Annotated in this window: 15 protein-coding genes; 11 read left to right on the top strand and 4 right to left on the bottom strand. The window is 71.0% G+C overall.

Features of this window, described 5'->3' with window-relative positions:
* The first annotated feature begins 5 nt into the window (after nucleotides 1-5).
* From ABNF97_RS23025 to ABNF97_RS22995, 7 genes are all read left to right on the top strand, one after another.
* Nucleotides 6-2,654 (top strand): amino acid adenylation domain-containing protein, encoded by a 2,649-nt coding sequence (locus tag ABNF97_RS23025; RefSeq protein WP_349339754.1) that lies wholly within the window; start codon nucleotides 6-8, stop codon nucleotides 2,652-2,654.
* Nucleotides 2,655-2,670: 16 nt separating this feature from the next.
* On the top strand, nucleotides 2,671-3,978 hold the full coding sequence (locus ABNF97_RS23020; protein ID WP_130464566.1) for an MFS transporter: 1,308 nt from the start codon (nucleotides 2,671-2,673) through the stop codon (nucleotides 3,976-3,978).
* 26 nt (nucleotides 3,979-4,004) lie between these two features.
* Nucleotides 4,005-5,051 (top strand): MupA/Atu3671 family FMN-dependent luciferase-like monooxygenase, encoded by a 1,047-nt coding sequence (locus tag ABNF97_RS23015; protein ID WP_349339753.1) that lies wholly within the window; start codon nucleotides 4,005-4,007, stop codon nucleotides 5,049-5,051.
* Entirely contained in the window at nucleotides 5,051-6,040 is a 990-nt protein-coding gene (locus ABNF97_RS23010; protein WP_130464564.1) for a 3-oxoacyl-[acyl-carrier-protein] synthase III C-terminal domain-containing protein, read from the top strand. The genes ABNF97_RS23015 and ABNF97_RS23010 overlap by 1 nt, the downstream gene beginning before the upstream one ends.
* A gap of 3 nt (nucleotides 6,041-6,043) precedes the next feature.
* Nucleotides 6,044-7,054, top strand: a complete 1,011-nt coding sequence (locus ABNF97_RS23005) for a hypothetical protein (protein WP_130464563.1) — start codon at nucleotides 6,044-6,046, stop codon at nucleotides 7,052-7,054.
* Nucleotides 7,055-7,143: 89 nt separating this feature from the next.
* The gene (locus ABNF97_RS23000) at nucleotides 7,144-7,662 is read left to right on the top strand and encodes a flavin reductase family protein (RefSeq protein WP_349339752.1); all 519 of its coding nucleotides are present in this window, start codon (nucleotides 7,144-7,146) and stop codon (nucleotides 7,660-7,662) included.
* A 65-nt stretch (nucleotides 7,663-7,727) separates the two neighbouring features.
* Nucleotides 7,728-8,687, top strand: coding sequence for a TAXI family TRAP transporter solute-binding subunit (locus ABNF97_RS22995; RefSeq protein WP_349339751.1), 960 nt, complete (start codon nucleotides 7,728-7,730; stop codon nucleotides 8,685-8,687).
* A 181-nt stretch (nucleotides 8,688-8,868) separates the two neighbouring features.
* On the opposite strand, the gene ABNF97_RS22990 is transcribed toward ABNF97_RS22995, so the two are convergent.
* Nucleotides 8,869-10,350: a sensor histidine kinase gene (locus ABNF97_RS22990; protein ID WP_349339750.1), complete on the bottom strand. Its 1,482-nt coding sequence runs from the start codon at nucleotides 10,348-10,350 to the stop codon at nucleotides 8,869-8,871.
* Nucleotides 10,351-10,356: 6 nt separating this feature from the next.
* Nucleotides 10,357-11,040: a response regulator gene (locus ABNF97_RS22985; RefSeq protein WP_130464560.1), complete on the bottom strand. Its 684-nt coding sequence runs from the start codon at nucleotides 11,038-11,040 to the stop codon at nucleotides 10,357-10,359.
* A 202-nt stretch (nucleotides 11,041-11,242) separates the two neighbouring features.
* Between ABNF97_RS22985 and ABNF97_RS22980 the strand changes: the two genes are divergently transcribed.
* The 4 genes from ABNF97_RS22980 to katG all read left to right on the top strand — a co-directional run bounded on the left by ABNF97_RS22980 (nucleotide 11,243) and on the right by katG (nucleotide 16,624).
* Nucleotides 11,243-12,265, top strand: coding sequence for a tripartite tricarboxylate transporter substrate-binding protein (locus tag ABNF97_RS22980; protein ID WP_349339749.1), 1,023 nt, complete (start codon nucleotides 11,243-11,245; stop codon nucleotides 12,263-12,265).
* 1 nt (nucleotide 12,266) lies between these two features.
* A complete protein-coding gene (locus ABNF97_RS22975; protein ID WP_349339748.1) occupies nucleotides 12,267-12,728 on the top strand; it encodes a tripartite tricarboxylate transporter TctB family protein in 462 nt (153 codons plus the stop codon).
* Nucleotides 12,729-12,791: 63 nt separating this feature from the next.
* Nucleotides 12,792-14,297, top strand: coding sequence for a tripartite tricarboxylate transporter permease (locus ABNF97_RS22970; protein WP_349339747.1), 1,506 nt, complete (start codon nucleotides 12,792-12,794; stop codon nucleotides 14,295-14,297).
* A 113-nt stretch (nucleotides 14,298-14,410) separates the two neighbouring features.
* Nucleotides 14,411-16,624, top strand: coding sequence for a catalase/peroxidase HPI (katG, locus tag ABNF97_RS22965; protein ID WP_349339746.1), 2,214 nt, complete (start codon nucleotides 14,411-14,413; stop codon nucleotides 16,622-16,624).
* Between the two features lie 84 nt (nucleotides 16,625-16,708).
* On the opposite strand, the gene ABNF97_RS22960 is transcribed toward katG, so the two are convergent.
* Both ABNF97_RS22960 and ABNF97_RS22955 read right to left on the bottom strand, forming a co-directional pair.
* Nucleotides 16,709-17,941 (bottom strand): helix-turn-helix domain-containing protein, encoded by a 1,233-nt coding sequence (locus ABNF97_RS22960; protein WP_130464556.1) that lies wholly within the window; start codon nucleotides 17,939-17,941, stop codon nucleotides 16,709-16,711.
* Nucleotides 17,938-18,081: a hypothetical protein gene (locus tag ABNF97_RS22955; RefSeq protein WP_349339745.1), complete on the bottom strand. Its 144-nt coding sequence runs from the start codon at nucleotides 18,079-18,081 to the stop codon at nucleotides 17,938-17,940. The genes ABNF97_RS22960 and ABNF97_RS22955 overlap by 4 nt, the downstream gene beginning before the upstream one ends.
* Between the last annotated feature and the right edge of the window lie 90 nt (nucleotides 18,082-18,171).

The following is an 18,171-nucleotide window of genomic DNA, read 5'->3' as shown; positions in this document are numbered from 1 at the left end:
CCGAGGTGAGTTCCGAAGCGGTCAAGTGCCTGGTGTGGGACCTGGACAACACCCTGTGGCAGGGCGTGCTGCTGGAAGACGGCGAGGTACGGCTCTCCGAGGAGATTCGCCGGGTCATCGTCGGGCTCGACGAGCGCGGCATCCTGCAGTCCGTGGCCAGTCGAAACGATCACGACCACGCGTGGGCGATGCTGGAGCGGCTCGGCGTGGCGGAGTACCTGGTCCTGCCGCAGATCGGCTGGGGGCGCAAGTCGGACGCGATCGCCGCGATCGCGGACGAGCTGAACTTCGCGCCGCGCACCATCGCGTTCATCGACGACCAGCCGAGCGAGCGGGCGGAGGTCGCCTACCGGCTGTCCGAGGTGCGGTGCTATCCGGCCGAACAGGCGACCGAGCTGCTCGACCTGCCCGAGTTCACCCCGAGTACGGTCACCGAGGACTCCCGGCGTCGCCGGGTGATGTACCAGGCCGGGTTCGCGCGTGACGCGGCCCGGGCCGAGTTCGGTGGACCGGACGAGGAGTTCCTGCGCACGCTCGACCTGAGGATGTGGATCCGGCGGGCGGACAAGGAGGACCTCGCCCGGGCGGAGGAGCTCACCCTGCGTACCAGTCAGATGAACGCGACCGGCGTGCACTACTCGGACGCGACGCTGCGTACGCTGCTGACCGATCCTCGGCACGAGGTCCTCGTCGTGACGATGAGCGACCGCTTCGGGCCGCACGGCGCGGTCGGCATCGTCCTGCTGGAGAAGTATCCGGCGGTGTGGCACCTGAAGCTTCTGGCGACGTCGTGCCGGGTGGTCGTGTTCGGTGCGGGAACGGTGCTGCTGAACTGGATCTCCGACCGGGCGGCCTCGGCGGGCAGCCATGTGGTCGCCGACTTCCGGTCGACCGACCGCAATCGGATGATGGAGGTGGCCTACCGGTTCGCCGGATTCGGTGATGATCCGTGCGACTGCCACCTCGACGTGCCGGACGCCACGGACGGGGTGCAGCGGCTGCACCTCCGGCCGGAGCGCAGGTGCCCGCCCAGCACGATGAGGGTGCACGCGGTGGACCTGCTGCGGGCCGGCACGGACCTGGTCCGGTGGGAGCTGCCGGTGTCGGAAGGGGTTCCCACCACCCTTTACGAGTGGTTCGCCCGGACGGTGGAGCGGCAGCCGGACGCGCCCGCGCTCGACCTCGTCGACCCGGTGCTCAGCTATCGGGAGCTGCGCCGGTGCGCGGAGGTGATCGCCAGCCGGATCCTCGCGGCGCGGAACGGCCCGCCGGCCCGGGTGGTGCTGCTGGCCACCCGCAGCCTGGTGGCGTTCGCCGGTTACCTGGCCGCGGCGCGCCTCGGCGCCACCGTGGTGCCGTTGAACCCGGGCCACCCGAGCTACCGCAACCAGGTCATCTGCAAGGCGATCGGTGCCGACGTGCTGATCGCCGACGAGAGCGGCGCGGCACAGCTGGACGACCTCGCCGGGACCGTCGGCGCGGTGCTGCGGCTCACCGAGGCCGACGTGCTCGGTGGGCGGCCCGACGCCCTTCCGGAGTACCGCACCGGTCCGGAGGACGTGGCGTACGTGCTCTTCACCTCCGGCTCCACCGGTACGCCGAAGGGGGTTCCGATCACCCACGGCAACGCGTCGCCGTACGTGGCCCGCAACATCGCCCGGTACGAGGTGGGGCCCGGTTGCCGGGTCTCGCACACCTTCGACCTCACTTTCGATCCGTCGGTCTTCGACCTCTTCGTCACCTGGGGCGGCGGGGCGACGCTCGTGCCACCGACCCGGACGGACCTGTTGACGCCGGTGGACTACCTGGCCGACCGGGCGATCACCCACTGGTTCTCGGTGCCGTCGGTGGTCTCGGTCAGCGCGAACCTCGGCAACCTGCCGACGGACCGGCCCACCGTGCTGCGGCAGAGCATCTTCATCGGTGAGCAGTTGACATACCGGCAGGCCAGGGCGTGGCGGGCGATCGCCCCGCAGGCCCACCTGGACAACGTGTACGGCCCGACCGAGCTGACCGTGGCCTGTACCGAGTACCGGCTGCCGGCCGATCCGGACCGGTGGCCGCGGACGTCCAACGACACCGTGCCGATCGGGCCGGTGTACGAGTTCCTCGACCACGTGATCGTCGACGAGGAGGGCCGGTCCGCGGCAGAGGGCGAACTCTGCGTCCGGGGGGTGCAGCGGTTCGGTGGATACCTGGACCCGGACGACAACCGCGGGCGGTTCCTGGCCGCCGAGGGCGACCGGTTCCTGCCCTCGGACGAGACCGTGCCCGCGCCCGAGCACTACTACCGCACGGGGGACCGGGTGCGGTGGGAGGACGGCGAGCTGGTCCACCTCGGCCGGCTCGACCAGCAGACGAAGATTCGTGGCTACCGGGTGGAGTTGGGCGAGATCGAGGCGGTGCTGACCCGGCATCCGGACGTCACCCAGGCGGCGGCGGTCACGGTACGCGAGGCGGACACCACCGAGCTGGTGGCCTTCTACACCGGCCGCAACCTGCCGTACCCGGAATTCGCCCGGTGGTTGCGGACCTACCTACCGATCCACCTGGTGCCGCGGCGGCTCTACCACCGCGACAGTTTCCCCCTCAACGTCAACGGCAAGGTCGACCGCAACGCGTTGCGGGAGACAGTTCTGGCCGGCAACGGCTGACGGGAGCGCACGGACCATGTCATTCCTCCGGGACATCATTCCCCCCGCCGGGCTCGTCCGGCTGCTGGCGATCAGCAACCTTGCCAAGACGACGGCGCACGGCATCATCATGACGATCAGCGTGCTGTACTTCACCCGGGTCGTCGGGATCGCGCCGGAGCGGGTGGGCCTCGCGTTGACGGTCGGCGCCGGGGCGGGGATGCTGTCCAGCGTGCCGGCCGGTCGGCTGGCGGACGTGCGGGGGGCGCGCGGCGTGACCGTCACCCTGCTCTTCGTCCTAGGGCTGGTGACCTGCGGGTACGCGTTGGTCACCAACTTCGTCGGCCTGCTGCTGGCCGCGGCGGTGGTACTCGCGATCGAGTCCGGCTCCAACGCCGCCCGGGGCGGGCTGCTGGCCGCCCTCCTGGCGCCCGAGGAGCGGGTGCGGGCCTGGGCCTACATGCGCTCGATGGCCAACATCGGGGTGTCGCTCGGTGCCGTGATCGGCGGGTCGGCGCTGCTGATCGATTCGCGGTCGGCGTACGTAGCCCTGCTGGTGGCGGCCGGTGGGCTGTTCGTGCTCTCCGGCCTCGCCTTCCTGCGGGTGCCCGCGGTACCGGCCACCCCGACCGCCTCGGACGAGGACGGCGGGCCGAAGTGGGTGGTGCTGCGGGACCTGCCGTACGCGGCCGTGTCGCTGGTCAACAGCGTGCTGGTGATGAGTGACGCGCTGCTGATCGTCGCGATGCCGATCTGGATCAGCCAGCACACCTCGGCACCGCCGTTCTTCTTCACCGTCCTGCTGTTGATCAACACCGCGACCGTCATCCTGTTCCAGGTGCGGGCCAGCCGGGGCGCCGAGGACGTCGCCGGCGGGGTCCGGATCTGGCGCCGGGCCTCGCTGGCGTTCGCCCTGTGCTGCGTGATCTTCGCCCTGGCCAAGGGGCAGGGGGTGTGGCTGGCCGCCATCATCCTGATCGCCGGCACCCTGGCCCACGTCCTCGGTGAGATGTGGCACAGCGCCGGAGCCTGGTCGTTGAGCTACGGCCTGGCCCGGGACGGCGCGCAGGGGCAGTACCAGGGCCTGTTCGAGACGTCGACACAGCTCGGTTCCATGGTCGCCCCGCTCGCCATCACCGGCGCGCTCGCCGCGCTCGGGTACGGCGGTTGGCTGGTCTTCGCCGTCGTGTTCCTCGTCGCCGGTTCCGTCGTGCCACCGCTGACCCGGTGGGCGCGGCGCACCCGACCGGTCGCCGCTCCCGGCGGCTCCACCTCGGACCCGGCAACCGGCACGCCCGAGCCCGTTCCTCCCGCGGCGAGCCCTGTCGCCGCGACCGACAGCTGACCGAATCTGCGATCGGGGAGGTCACAGTGGATTTCAGTCTTTTCTACTTCGCCAACAACAGCAACGAGGAGGACAGCGACCGGTACCGGCTCCTGCGCGAGGGCGCCCGGTTCGCCGACGCGTTCGGGTTCGCCGCGATCTGGACCCCGGAACGGCACTTCCACCCGTTCGGCGGCCTCTACCCCAACCCGTCGGTGACCAGCGCCGCGATCGCGGCGGTCACCGAGCGGGTGAAGATCCGGGCGGGCAGCGTCGTCGCGCCGCTGCACCATCCGTTGCGGATCGCCGAGGAGTGGTCGGTGGTCGACAACCTCTCGCACGGGCGGGTGGGCATCTCGTTCGCGTCCGGTTGGCACGCCACCGACTACGCGCTCCGGCCGGAGAACTACGCCGAGCGAAAGCGGTTGCTCGGGGAGTACGTGGCGACGGTGCGGAGACTGTGGCGGGGCGAGGCGGTCTCGGTGGTCGACGGCGTGGGGGAGACGCAGGAGGTACGCGTCTACCCGCCCCCGGTGCAGCCGGAGCTGCCGGTCTGGATCACCAGCGCGGGCGGGGTGGAGACGTTCCGGATGGCCGGCCAACTCGGCGCCGGGGTCCTGACCCACCTGCTCGACCAGGACCTGGACACCCTCTCCGTCAAGATCAAGGAGTACCGCGCGGCGCTGGCCGGTCGCCCGGACGCCGACGGGTGGCCGGGACACGTCGCCCTGATGATCCACACCTATCTCGACGAGGACGAGGCGGCGGCCCGCGAGCTGGTGCGGGAGCCGCTGACCGGGTACATGCGCAGCTCGCTGGGGCTGATGGTGGGCTCCCGGCCGGACGGCAAGCGCGCGGTCGACCTGTCGAAGCTGTCGGCCGAGGACACCGAGTTCCTGCTGGACCGCGCCTTCACCCGGTACTTCGACCATGGCCTGCTGGGCACCGTGACGAAGGCCCGGCAGGTGGTCGACCAGTACCGCGACGCCGGGGTGGACGAGGTCGCCTGCCTCATCGACTTCGGCCTGCCGGTCGATTCGGTGCTGTCCGGCCTGACCCGCCTCGACCAGCTACGAAAGGCGTGTGACCGGTGATGCCGATCGAGCCCGGGGCGCCGGCCCGGGCCGGAATCGTGGACGTCGAGGTCGCGTTTCCGGAGGGCCGGATCACCGTCGACCAGCTGCACGAGAGCTCCGGCGTCTCCCTGCCGGAGATCCTGGAGATCACGCACGGCAAGGAGTTCCCGGTCCTGGCGCCGGAGGAGCAGGCGTGGGAGCTGGCGGTGGACGCCGCCAGCACGATCCTGGACCGTACCGGCACGGACCCGGCGACCGTCGGCAAGGTCATCTACGCCGGGAGCGGCTGTTGGGACATGCCCTTCTGGTCACCCGCGGCCAAGGTCGCCGACGAGTTGGGCATCACCGGGGCGCACTGCTTCGAGGTGGTCAACTTCTGCAACGCCCTGATGACCGGGCTCGGGATCGCCGCCGGCGGGATCGCCCCCGGCGGCGACGAGCGGGCGCTGGTGGTGGTGGGCGAGCGGTTCAGCGGGGTGGTGGACCGCGCCGATCCGGACTCGAAGGGGCTGTTCAACTTCGGCGACGCGGCGGCGGCCCTGCTTGTCGGCGGGTCCGGTCACTCCTTCGGGTACCTGGCGTCGTCGGCACACACCGATCCGAGCTGGTGTGACCACTACGGGGGCGAGTACCACGACGGGGGGATCCGGCTGCGGCGCCGGGGCAACCGGAAGGGGCTCGCGGAGGCGTACACGGACAACTACGTGGCGCTGGTCGAGCAGACCCTGGAGCGGGCCGGGCGGCGGCTGGCGGACGTGCGCTACCTGCTGGTCAACCAGAACGACCGGAACGTGCAGCACCGCCTGCTGAAGGCGCTCGACCTGTCCCCGGACCGCAGCGTCTTCAACCATTCGGAGCTGGGGCACATGGGCTGCGCGGACACCGCGATCGCGCTGCGCCAGGTGTGGGACCGGGCGGCGCTCGACGACGGCGACCTGGTGCTGCTGGCCGCGAGCGGGATGGGCTTCAGCTGGTCGGTAACCGCACTCGAATACCGGGCGGGGTAGGACATGGCGCTCGTTACGGTGGTCACCGACAACCTCGACGACGTCGGGGCGGAGGAGTTCCTCCAGCTCGACGAGGCGGTCGGCGCGCTCGGCTGCCACGGCCGGCTGGTACAGATGTCGAACGACCCTCGCTGGGAGCCGCGGTACGTCGTGGTCCGCGACGGGCCGCGGCTGTGCGCCGCGCTGCCGATCTATCTGGGCCGGGGCGAACAGTGGTCCGACCAGATCCACTCGCCGGTCGCCTGGGGCCAGGCGGAGTCGCCGGTCCCGGAGAAGAGCGCCCTGATCGGCGGGCGTTTGGAGATCCGGGGGAGTTTACGGTGCCGGGAGGAGCCGGAGGTGCTCCGTGCGGTCTCCGACGCGGTGGCCACCGTTACCGAACTCGCCGGGCGGTCGCTCTACTTCGGCTACCTCGACCCTCGGCAGCAGCGGCTGGCCGAGACGCTGTTCGGCCCGATGGAATGGCTGGCCGAGTACGAGGATCTCGCGTACCCGGAGGAGGTCGTGCTGGGGTCCCCGGACGCGCTGCCCAGCAAGGTGCGGCACACTATCCGGGCCGACGAACGCCAGATGGCCAAGCACGGCATCACGGTCGAGGCGGTGCCGTGGCGGGACTACCGGGGGAGCGCCTGCGACCTGATCGCGGCGCACAACAACCGCATGCAGACGACGGACCACCCGGCGCTGGTCCGGTACCGGATGGACCAGTGGGACGACTGCGCGGAGGTCTCCGTCCTCGTGCTGCACGCCCGGGCCGGGGACGAGGAGGGCGTCCTCACCCTGCTGCGCTTCCACGACGAACTGGAGGTGTACGAGGTGGGGCTCCCCGAGCACAGCAGCCCGGCCCGCCGGGCGCTCTACGCATGCCTGATCTTCCACGGGCCGAGGCAGGTCGCGCGCAGTCACGGATTGCGGAAGGTGCACGCCGGACTGGGCACGGCGACCCCGAAGCGGTTGCGCGGCGCCGAGGCGGTGGCCCGCCGATGCGGAAGGGCGTTGCGGACGCCCGGGTGACGGTGCGGACACCGAGGTCAGGTCCGGGCACCTCGGGCACGGGCGGGGGAAGTGGGAAGTCCGCGGAATCCACGAAACGGAGGCAGGTCGTGGGGTTGCAGGCGTACAGCGGCCAGGCCGGTCTCGATCCCGCCGCCTTCAAGGAGGCGATGTCGTACCTGGCCGCACCCGTGGCGGTGGTGACGACGCGGGATCACGAGGGCCGGTGGTGGGGGTTCACCGCGAGCTCGGTCATGTCGGTGTCGCTGACCCCGCCCCTCGTGCTGGTCGGGGTGGCGCACGAGTCGAGCTGCCTCGACGTGCTCGCCGAGGCACCCTGGTTCGTGGTGAACCTCCTCGGCGAGCAGCATCAGCACGTTGCCCGCCGGTTCGCGACCCGGGGGATAGACCGCTTCGCCGAGCAGGACTTCCTCGTCTGCGCCGATACCATGGTGCCGCTGCTGGCCGACGCCCACGCCGCGTTCCGGTGCCGGCGGGTGGACCGGATCCTGGCCGGTGATCACGATCTGTTGCTCGGTGAGCCGGTCGAGGTGCGTACCCAGGCGTCGGCCCAACCACTGCTGTGGTACCGCCGGGAGTTCCACGTGGCGGCGCGGCAGATCCGGTAGCCGGACGACGCCGTGGGCGACCGCGGTGAGCAGCCAGGGAGAGCCTCCGTCCGTACCATCTCGGCATGGAGCTGATCCCGGAGCTGCGGCTCAGCCGGCGGGCGGCGCTGTTGGCCGCCGGAGGGCTGCTCGCCGGTTGTTCGCGGCAGCCCGAGGTCGACGAGGTCCACCTGCGCCTGGGCACCGGCCCGGCGGGGGCGGTGTACCGGCGCATCGGCGGTGCGCTGGCCGAACGCATCACCCGGCAGGTGCCGGGCGCCACGGTGAGCACCGTGCCGAGCGGGGCGTCCACCGACAACATCCGGATGCTGCTCGGTGGCGACGTGCAGCTCGGGCTGTCCAGCCTGGACGCGGTGATCACCACCGACGGCCGGGTGCCGGAGGGGCTCTCGGCGATCTGCCGGCTCTACGACAGTCACCTGCATCTCGTGGTGATGGCCGACTCGACGATCGACGAGTTCCGGGAGATCGAGGGCAAACGGGTTTCCCTGGGCGCGCGCGACTCGGGCACGGAGTTCACGTCCCTGCGGGTGCTCGATCTCGGGCCGACGGACACCGAGGGCCGGTACCTCAGCCAGGCCGAGTCGGCGGCGGCGCTGCGCGACGGCGAGATCGACGCGATGTTCTCGCTGACCGGCGTACCGACACCCGCCATAACGGATCTGGCGCAGCGGCACCCGATCCGGCTGATCCCGTTGGACGAACAGGCCGACGGGCTCGTCGTGGCATACCCCGGCCCCTACGCACCGGCCATGATCACCGCGACCGCCTACTCCGGGGTCCAGGCCACCCGCACCGTCGCCGTGCCGAACGTGCTTCTCGTCCGTGACGACCTGCCCGAGGATCTGGTCTACGCCATCACCGACACGGTCTTCGTGCACGCCGGCACGATCACGTCGGCTGGCCGGGGCGACGCCGAAGCCCTTCCCCAGGTGTGGCAGATCAACGTGCGTACCGGGATCTCCACCGCGTCGATCCCGCTGCACCCGGGCGCGACGGCCTGGTTCCGCGACCACAAGCGCTGACCGCCGACGAAACCCGGACCTCGGTCACGCCGGCCCTGCGGTCATGTCGTCGGTGGCGGTCATGCCGGCCGTGGCGGTCATGCCTGCGGTGCGGTCATGCCTGCGGTGCGGTCATGCCGGCGGTGGCGGTCATGTCGGCGGTGCGGTCATGCCGGCGGTGGCGGTCATGTCGGCGGCGCGGTCATGCCGGCGGTGGCGCCGGGGCGGCAGCCGGCGGCGTCGCCCGGGGTACGACCGGCAGCGCGACCACCGCGGCGAATCCATGCCCGGAACCGTCCGGGCGCGGCAGGCCCTCCTCCAGCCGAAGCTCGCCGCCGGCCGCCCCGACCAGGTCGGCGCAGATCGCGAGTCCCAGACCGGTGCCGGGCACGTTCTGGTGTCGTGGCGACCGCCAGAACCTCCGGAGCGCCTTGGCCCGCTCGGACGCCTCGATGCCCCGACCGTCGTCACGGACGGCGATCGTGACCACCCCGCCGGTCGCGTCGCCGTCGCCGGGTCCGTCGCCGGTACCGCCGGGGACGACCCGGGCGCCGACCTGGACCACCTCCGCGTCGGACAGCCGCAACGCATTGCTGATCAACTCGTCCAGGATGCTGCCCAGCCCACCCGGCGGTTCCAGCAGACGCAGCCCCGGCGGTACGTCGACCACCAGCGTCTTCCCCGCTGTCGACGTCAACGCACGCCACCGGTTCACCCGGGTCGCCAGCACCGGGTCCAGCTCCACCGGCGACGCCGGTCGCATGCTCTCCATCCGTGCACTGGCCTGGAGCGAGTTCAGCAGCCGCTGCATCGCCTTCAGCTCTTCGACGGCGACGTCGTACACCTGCCGCCCGTCGCCGTCCGGTCGCAGGTGCGGTTCCAGGCTCTCCACGGCGAGCCGGAGGCTGGTCAGCGGGTTGCGCAACTGGTGCGACGCGTCGGAGACGAACGCCCGCTGCCGCTGTACGGCGTTCTCGACCGCGTCCATCATCGTGTTGAACGACCGCGCCAGCCGTCGCAGCTCGACCGGGCCGGCCTCGGCGTCGGCGCGGATCGTGAGGTCACCCTGGGAGATCCGCGAGGTCGCGGCGTCGAGCCCGCGCACCGGTCGCAGTACCCACGCCGACACCGGCCAGGCGACGGCGACCAACGCCAGCATCGGCAGCAGCCCGAGCCCGGCGAGCTGGGCCCACCGCATCAGGATGTGGTCGCGGGTCGCCGAGAGGTCGGAGATCGTCACGACGGCGCCGACGACCTCGCTGTCCCGCCCCACCGGCTCGGCGACCACCAGCGCGGAGTCGTCCCACGGTGCCCATTCCCCGGACGGTTCGGACCTCGCCCCGGCCAGCGCCGCGGTCACGATCCGGGGCAGCGCCGGCTCGGAGCGCGCCGCCGCCTGGTACGCGCCGGCCGGCCCGAGCAGCACCGTACCCGACGTGTCGATCACCGCGACCGGGATGCCGTACAGCTCGTGGTAGCGCGTCAGTTCCTGCTGGAGCGCCTCGGTACGCCCGGTCGAGAGCGCGGTCTCGGCCAGCGAGGCGTACCGGCCGACGTCGCCCAGTCGGTCGACGTAGGTCTCCTGCATCTCCCGCTCGGCGACGGTGATGCCGAGCGGCACCCCGAGCGCGGTGACGAGCAGCACCGCGAGGGGCACCAGGACGGCGAGCAGGCGACGGTGCACGGCGGGTCAGCCGATCAGCTCCGGCTGGTCGGCCAGGAGCCGATAGCCGACCCCGTGGATCGTCCGGATGGGTACCTCCGGTCCGAGCTTGTGCCGCAGCGCCGCGATGTGGGTGTCCAGGGTCCGGCTGGAGGACTCCCAGGTGGCGCCCCAGATCTGGTCCAGTATCGCGTCCCGGTTGACCACGTTCGGCGCCCGCCGGGCCAGCAGCAGGATCAGCTCGAACTCCTTGCGGGTGAGCGTCACCGGCGTGCCGCCGACGGTGACCTCGCGGGTGCCGACGCCGATCCGCAGCGGACCCCGCACGAGCGGCTCGTCGGGGTGGCCCATGGCCCGGGCCGCCCGGGTGCGCCGCAGCACGGCGTCGATCCGGGCCAGCAGTTCGGGGATGCCGAACGGCTTCACGATGTAGTCGTCGGCACCGGCGCGCAGGCCACGGACCCGCTCGTGCTCCTCGGACCGGGCGGTCACCGCGATGACGGCGGTCTCCGGCCGGTCGCGCAGCCTGCGGATCACGTCGAGTCCGTCGCCGTCGGGCAGGCCCAGGTCGACGAGGACGACGTCGGACGAGGCGGCACGCCCGGCCTCGGCGGCGGTGGCGATGCGGTGGACCTCGAAGCCCGCCTGGGCCAGGACGGTCACCAGACCGCGCGCCACGCGGTCGTCATCCTCGATGACGGTGATCCGCATACCGGCGGATTGTACGGCCGGATCGACGCTCGCGTCTGCCTCGAACTCCGGGAGGTATTCACGTCCCCTCCCGAGTTCTTGGGATTTCTCTGACATCCGACGCATTCCTTGGGATTTCTCTGACACCATCCGCGGCCATGTCGGCCGAGACTGGGGCCGCGTACCCGCCGACGGTTGCGCGCTGCACGGAGGAGGCCGCGATATGGGAACGACCACCAGGCACCGGGCTGTTGCGCGGACGATCGCCGCGATCGGCGTCGTCTCGCTCGTCGCGGCCTGCGCCGACAACGGGGGCGCGGGCGGTGGAGGCGACGCCGGGAACTATCCGGACCAGAACATCACGATCGTCGTACCGTTCAGCGCGGGCGGCCCGACGGACACCGTCACCCGCATGATCGCCGACCCGATGGCCAAGCAACTCGGTGGCAAGATCGTCATCCAGAACGTCGAGGGTGCCGGCGGTACGGTCGGCGCCGGCGAGGTCGCGCGGGCCGAGCCCGACGGCTACACGGTGCTGATGCACCACATCGGAATGTCCACCGCACCCGCCCTGTACAAGAACCTCGGCTACAAGCCGGTCGAGGACTTCGAGACGGTCGGGCTCGTCACCGAGGTGCCGATGACGATCGTGGCCCGCAAGGACTTCGCGCCCGCGACGTTGCCGGACCTGGTCAGCCACGTGAAGGCGAACGCGGACAAGGTCACCCTGGCCAACGCCGGCATCGGTGCCGCGTCCCACCTGTGCGGGCTGCTGTTCCAGGAGGCCGCCGGGGTCAAGCTCCAGGAGGTCCCGTACGAGGGGACCGGTCCCGCGCTGACCGACCTCGTCGGCGGCCAGGTCGACTTCATGTGCGACCAGACCACGAACACCAGCGGCCAGATCTCCGCGGGCAAGGTGAAGGCGTACGCGGTCACCACCCCGGAGCGGGTGAAGAGTTTGCCCGACCTGCCCACCACGGCCGAGGCCGGGCTGCCGCAGCTCCAGGTCAGCGTCTGGCACGGCCTCTACGTGCCGGCCGACACCCCGGAGGAGATCGTCCAGAAGCTCTCCGAGGCGCTGAAGGCGGCCCTGGCCGACCAGGCAGTGATCGACCAGATGGCCAAACTCGGCACCGCCCCGGTGCCGGCCGAGGACGCGACTCCGCAGGCGCACCGGGCGCACCTCGAGGAGCAGCTCGGCACCTGGTCGAAGATCATCGCTGACGCCGGGGTCGGGGTCTCCTGAGGTGGAGCGTCGTCGCTCCCTCCCGGACATCCTGGCCGGGGGAGTCTTCGTCCTGATCGGCGCCGCGTTCATGGTGGGCGCGCGCGGCTACGAGCTGGGCTCCCTGCTGCGGATGGGCCCCGGCTACTTTCCGCTGCTGGTGGGCGCGATCGTGGCCGCCCTGGGGCTGGCGATCGTCGTCAAGGGGTTCGTCGCAGGCGAGGTGGCCTCGTTCGGGACGGTTCCCTGGCGTGCGCTGGCCGCGATCGTGCTCGCGGTCGTGTTCTTCGGACTCACGGTCCGGCGGCTCGGGTTCGTCCCGACCTCGGCGGTGACCGCCCTGCTCACCACCCTGGCGAGCCGGCGCGTCCGGCCGCTGACGGCGGTGGCCGTGGCCGCCGTGCTGACCGTCGCCAGCACGCTCATCTTCGTCGTCGGACTCCAGTTGCGGATCCCGCTGTGGGGCCCGTGGCTCCAGTTCTGACGCACTGACGCACCATCCGGGTCCGACGCACCATCCGGTTCTGACACATCACCGGAACGAGGCATGGAACTTCTAGAAAACCTGGCGCTGGGCTTCTCGACCGCCTTCCTGGTCCAGAACGTCCTCTACTGCTTCCTGGGGGTACTGCTCGGGACGGCGGTCGGCGTGCTGCCCGGCATCGGGCCGACGGCGACGGTGGCGATGCTGCTGCCGATCACCTTCAGCTTCGAGCCGGTGACCGCGCTGATCATGTTGGCCGGCATCTACTACGGCGCGCAGTACGGCGGCTCGACCACGGCCATCCTGATCAACCTGCCCGGTGAGTCGTCGGCGGCGGTCACCGCGCTCGACGGTCACGAGATGGCCAAACAGGGCCGGGCCGGGCCGGCGCTGGCCGTCGCCGCGATCGGCTCCTTCTTCGCGGGTACGGTGGCCACCGTCGCGCTGGCCGTCGCCGCCCCGCCGCTGGCCAGTGTCGCGCTGCGGTTCGGCCCGGCCGAGTACTTCTCGCTGGTGCTGTTCGGCCTGATCGTGTCGATCGCGCTGGCGCGCGGCTCGGCGCTCAAGGCACTGGCGATGATCGCCCTCGGCGTCCTGCTCGGCACGGTCGGCCAGGACATCTACACCGGTACCCCCCGGTTCGTCTTCGACCAGCGCGAACTGTACGGCGGCATCGAGTTCGTGTCGGTCGCCGTCGGCATGTTCGGGGTGGCCGAGATCCTGCGGAACCTGGAGAACGAGCAGACCCGCTCGGCCGTGGTGGGCAGGGTGACGAACCTCTGGCCGACCGCGGAGGACCGGCGCCGGATCGTCGGCCCGATCCTGCGGGGCACCGGCCTCGGCTCCGCCCTCGGGGTACTGCCCGGCGGGGGTCACGTGCTGGCCTCGTTCACCTCGTACGCCGTCGAGAAGCGGGTGTCAGGGCGGCCGCAGGAGTTCGGGCGCGGCGCGATCGAAGGCGTCGCCGGCCCCGAGTCGGCGAACAACGCCGCCGCACAGACGTCGTTCATCCCGCTGCTCACCCTGGGGCTGCCCGCCCACCCGGTGATGGCACTGATGGTCGGCGCCTTCATCGTGCACGGCATCACTCCCGGCCCGAACGTCATCACCGACGAACCGGCGCTGTTCTGGGGACTGATCGCGTCGATGTGGATCGGCAACGTGCTGCTCGTGCTGCTGAACCTGCCACTGATCGGTGTCTGGGTACGCATGCTGCGCATCCCGTACCAGGTGCTGTTCCCGATGATCATCCTGTTCGCGGCGATCGGCACGTACTCGCTGAGTCTGAACGCCTACGACGTCTACGCGATCGTGTTCTTCGGGATCCTCGGCTACGTCCTGATCAAGTGCGGGTGTGAGCCGGCGCCGCTGCTGCTCGGCTTCGTCCTCGGACCGCTGCTCGAAGAGAACCTGCGGCGGGCGCTGATCATCTCCCGCGGCGACGCGTCGGTCTTCGTGACCCGGCCGATCTCCGCGGTGCTGCTGGCCGTGACCGTGGCGGCGCTCGTCCTCGCCATCCTGCCGGCGATCCGCAAGCGCCGGGACGTCGTCTTCGCCGAGGACGAGTAGGAACGAGCCGAGGACGAGTAGGCAGGGTCGCTCGGACCGACGGACACCGCGCCAGGCCAAAGCAACCAATGGGAGGGGGAATCAGTTAGCAGACCGAGACAGGAAGGACAGACGTGTCTGACAAGAAGGCCGCGACCGAGAGCGTCAGCGAAAGTGAAAACCCGGCAATCCCCGCGCCCACCGTCAAGGCCACCCGGCCGAGAACGAACCGGGACTGGTGGCCGAACCAGTTGGACCTCTCGGTGCTGCACCAGCATGCGCCCCGGACCAGCCCGATGGGTGAGGACTTCAACTACCGGGAAGAATTCAAGAAACTCGACGTCGACGCGCTCAGGCGGGACCTCTTCGAGCTGATGACGACCTCGCAGGAGTGGTGGCCCGCCGACTACGGCCACTACGGGCCGTTCTTCATCCGAATGAGTTGGCACGCCGCGGGCACGTACCGGATCGCCGACGGTCGGGGCGGGGGCGGCAGCGGTTCGCAGCGGTTCGCACCGCTGAACAGTTGGCCGGACAATGCGAGCCTGGACAAGGCCCGCCGGCTGCTCTGGCCGATCAAGCAGAAGTACGGCCGCAAGCTCTCCTGGGCGGACCTGCTGGTCTTCGCCGGCAACTGCGCGTACGAGTCGATGGGGTTCAAGACCTTCGGGTTCGGGTTCGGGCGCGAGGACATCTGGGAGCCGGAGGAGATCTTCTGGGGTCCGGAGGACACCTGGCTCGGTGACGAGCGCTACAGCGGCGACCGGGAACTCACGGCTCCGCTCGGCGCCGTACAGATGGGTCTGATCTATGTGAACCCGGAGGGGCCGGCCGGCCACCCGGACGCGCTGGCGTCCGCCCGGGACATCCGGGAGACCTTCGCCCGGATGGCGATGAACGACGAGGAGACGGTGGCGCTGCTCGTCGGCGGTCACACGGTCGGCAAGGCGCACGGCGCCGTCGAACCGCAGTACCTCGGCCCGGAGCCGGAGGCCGCCCCCGTCGAGCAGCAGGGTCTCGGCTGGAAGAACTCCTACGGCACCGGCAAGGGCCCCGACACGCTGACCAGCGGGTTGGAGGGCGCCTGGACCACCGAGCCGACCCGGTGGGACAACAACTACCTGGAGAACCTCTTCGGGTACGACTGGGAGCTGACGACCAGCCCCGCCGGGGCGAAGCAGTGGAGGCCGAAGGACGCCTCGGCGGACGGCACCGTGCCGGACGCGCACGACCCGTCGAAGCGGCACGCCCCGATGATGCTCACCTCGGACCTGGCGCTGAAGGTCGACCCGAGCTACGAGCCGATCGCCCGGCGGTTCTGGCAGCACCCGGAGCAGCTGGAGGAGGCGTTCGCCAAGGCCTGGTTCAAGCTGTTGCACCGCGACATGGGACCGGTCTCGCGGTATCTCGGCCCGTGGGTTCCGGAGCCGCAGCTGTGGCAGGACCCGGTTCCCGAGGTGGACCACGAGTTGGTCACCGCCGAGGACATCGCCGCGCTCAAGGAGACGGTCCTCGGGTCGGGGCTCTCCGTCGCCCAGTTGGTCGCCACCGCCTGGGCTTCGGCGGCCAGCTTCCGCGCCACCGACAAGCGGGGTGGGGCCAACGGGGCCCGCGTCCGCCTCGCCCCGCAGAAGGACTGGGAGGTCAACGACCCGGCTGAGCTGGCAGGCGTGCTGACGGCACTCGAACGGATCCAGCGGGACTTCAACGGGGCACAGTCCGGCGGCCGGAAGGTGTCGCTGGCCGACCTGATCGTGCTGGCCGGGTGCGCGGCCGTCGAGCAGGCGGCCAGGAACGCCGGCCACCACATCACGGTCCCGTTCACGCCCGGCCGGACGGACGCGTCACAGGAGCAGACCGACGTGGAGACGTTCGGCGTGCTCGAACCGAAGGCCGACGGGTTCCGCAACTACCTGCGGGCCGGGGAGAAGCTGTCGCCGGAGACCCTGCTGCTGGACCGGGCGTTCATGCTGAACCTGAGCGCACCCGAGATGACGGTGCTGGTCGGTGGGATGCGGGTGCTGAACGCCAACACCGGGCAGTCCCCGCACGGCGTCTTCACCGACCGGCCCGGGACGCTCACGAACGACTTCTTCGTCAACCTGCTCGACATGCGTACGGAATGGAAGGTCGCCGAGTCGGCGGAGAACGTCTACGAGGGCCGGGACCGGTCCACCGGCGAGATCAGGTGGACCGGCACCGCCGTCGACCTCGTCTTCGGCGCGCACTCCCAGCTCCGGGCCAACGCGGAGGTCTACGCGAGCTTCGACGCGGACGAGAAGTTCGTGCGGGACTTCGTGTCGGCGTGGGACCGGGTGATGAACCTCGACCGGTACGACCTGCGCTGATGCCGATGCCCGGGTCGGTTCGCACGTTGGGTCAGGTGCTTCCGATGACGGTGAAGAGCTGGTGGGTGTCGTGGCGTGCTGCGGTCACCGTCGGGTCAGGCCGACGGTGGCGGCGAGTCGGGTGACGTCGGCGGGGGTGGGGCCGGTGCGGAGTACGGCGGTCAGCGCGGCGCGGGCGGTGGGGCGGGTACGGGTCTCGGCCGGGGCGATGCGGTCGGCGGTGACGAGGGCGCGTCCGGCTGCCTGCGGGTCGCCGGCGTCGAGGTGGGCGCGGACGATGTCGATCAGGTGAGCTGCCCGGTGTTCGGCGGGTAGCCGGTTCCAGGCGCCGCTGGCGGTGGCGTGCTGGTGGGTGGCGATGGCCTGCTGACTGTCGCCGAGTTCGGTGGCGATCAGGGCGCGGGCGAGGTCGACGGTGGTGGGGCCGAATCCGAGATCGCCGTTGTCGGGGCGGGGATGGTCGCCGAGGGCGGTGGCGAGTCGGGTGGCGCGGTTGGCGAGGTCGTGTGCGGCGGTGGCGTCGGCGCAGCTGGCGGCGGCGATGGCGGCCTCGGCGAGCAGGGTGCCCGCCAGGGCGAGATCGTTCGGTGTGGTGGCGCGGGAGTGTGCGGGGAGGAGGCGGTGGGCGGCGGTGATGGTGGCGGCCATCGCGAGCCGTCCCCGGTCCAGCGCGCGTAGTGCCTGGGCGAGCGGGACGGCGGCGACGGCGGTACGCCGTGGGTCGCCTCCGGTGGCGGCCATCGCCCGATCGGCGGCGAGCCAGGCCAGGTCGGCGGCGTCGAGCTTGACCAGGGTTTGGGCGGCGAGGCGGTAGACGCGTACCAGAAGATCGGCGGTGTGTTCGGTGCCGGCGGTCGTCTCGGCGTGCCGGATGTCGGTGAGCAGATCGGGTAGCAGCCGCATCACCTGTGGGTGGTGGGCGTGTCGGTAGGCGGCCCAGGCGTGCCTTAGCCGGCTGTCGAGGTGTGCCGGCGGCGAGGGTTGCTGGGGTTCGTCGGTGGTGGTGGCGGGGGTGGGGTAGCAGGCGAGTGCGGCGCGGACGCGTTCGATGGCGACGGTGAGGCCGGTGGCGGGTGCGCGGTGGGTGGGATGGGGGAGTAGGACTTCCGGGTCGACGCCGAGGACGGCGGCGACGGCTTCGATGACGGAGAGCCGATCGAGGGTACGCACGCCACGCTCGATCTTGTCGACCCAGCTCTTCGATCTGCCGAGTCGGTCGGCGAATACCTGTTGGGTCATGCCGAGTCGGGTACGGAGTTGGGCGACGCGGCGCCCGATGGGGAGGTCGGTGCGGTCGGGCGGATCCGGTGTGGTCATCGGGTCTGGGTCCGGTGGATGGCGTGGGTGGACTCGCCGCAGCGCGGACACCAGCGGGACTTGGCCCGGAACGCGAGGAGTCCGAGCGCGAAGCCCGGGAGCAGGCCGCCGAGCGCGATCAACAAGATGCGGAGAACCACGGTCACTCTCACCTTCTGGCGAGGCCGGAGGCCGGGCGTTGCCGCACCCCGCCTCCAGCGCTCCTGCGACTCGAACCAGTTGCTGATTCG

Origin of the sequence: Plantactinospora sp. B6F1 (assembly GCF_040120695.1) — a bacterium.
Taxonomy (GTDB): Bacteria; Actinomycetota; Actinomycetes; order Mycobacteriales; family Micromonosporaceae; genus Plantactinospora.
The sequence above is the reverse complement of the archived record's forward strand: the minus strand, read 5'-3'. Positions and strand labels throughout refer to the sequence as shown.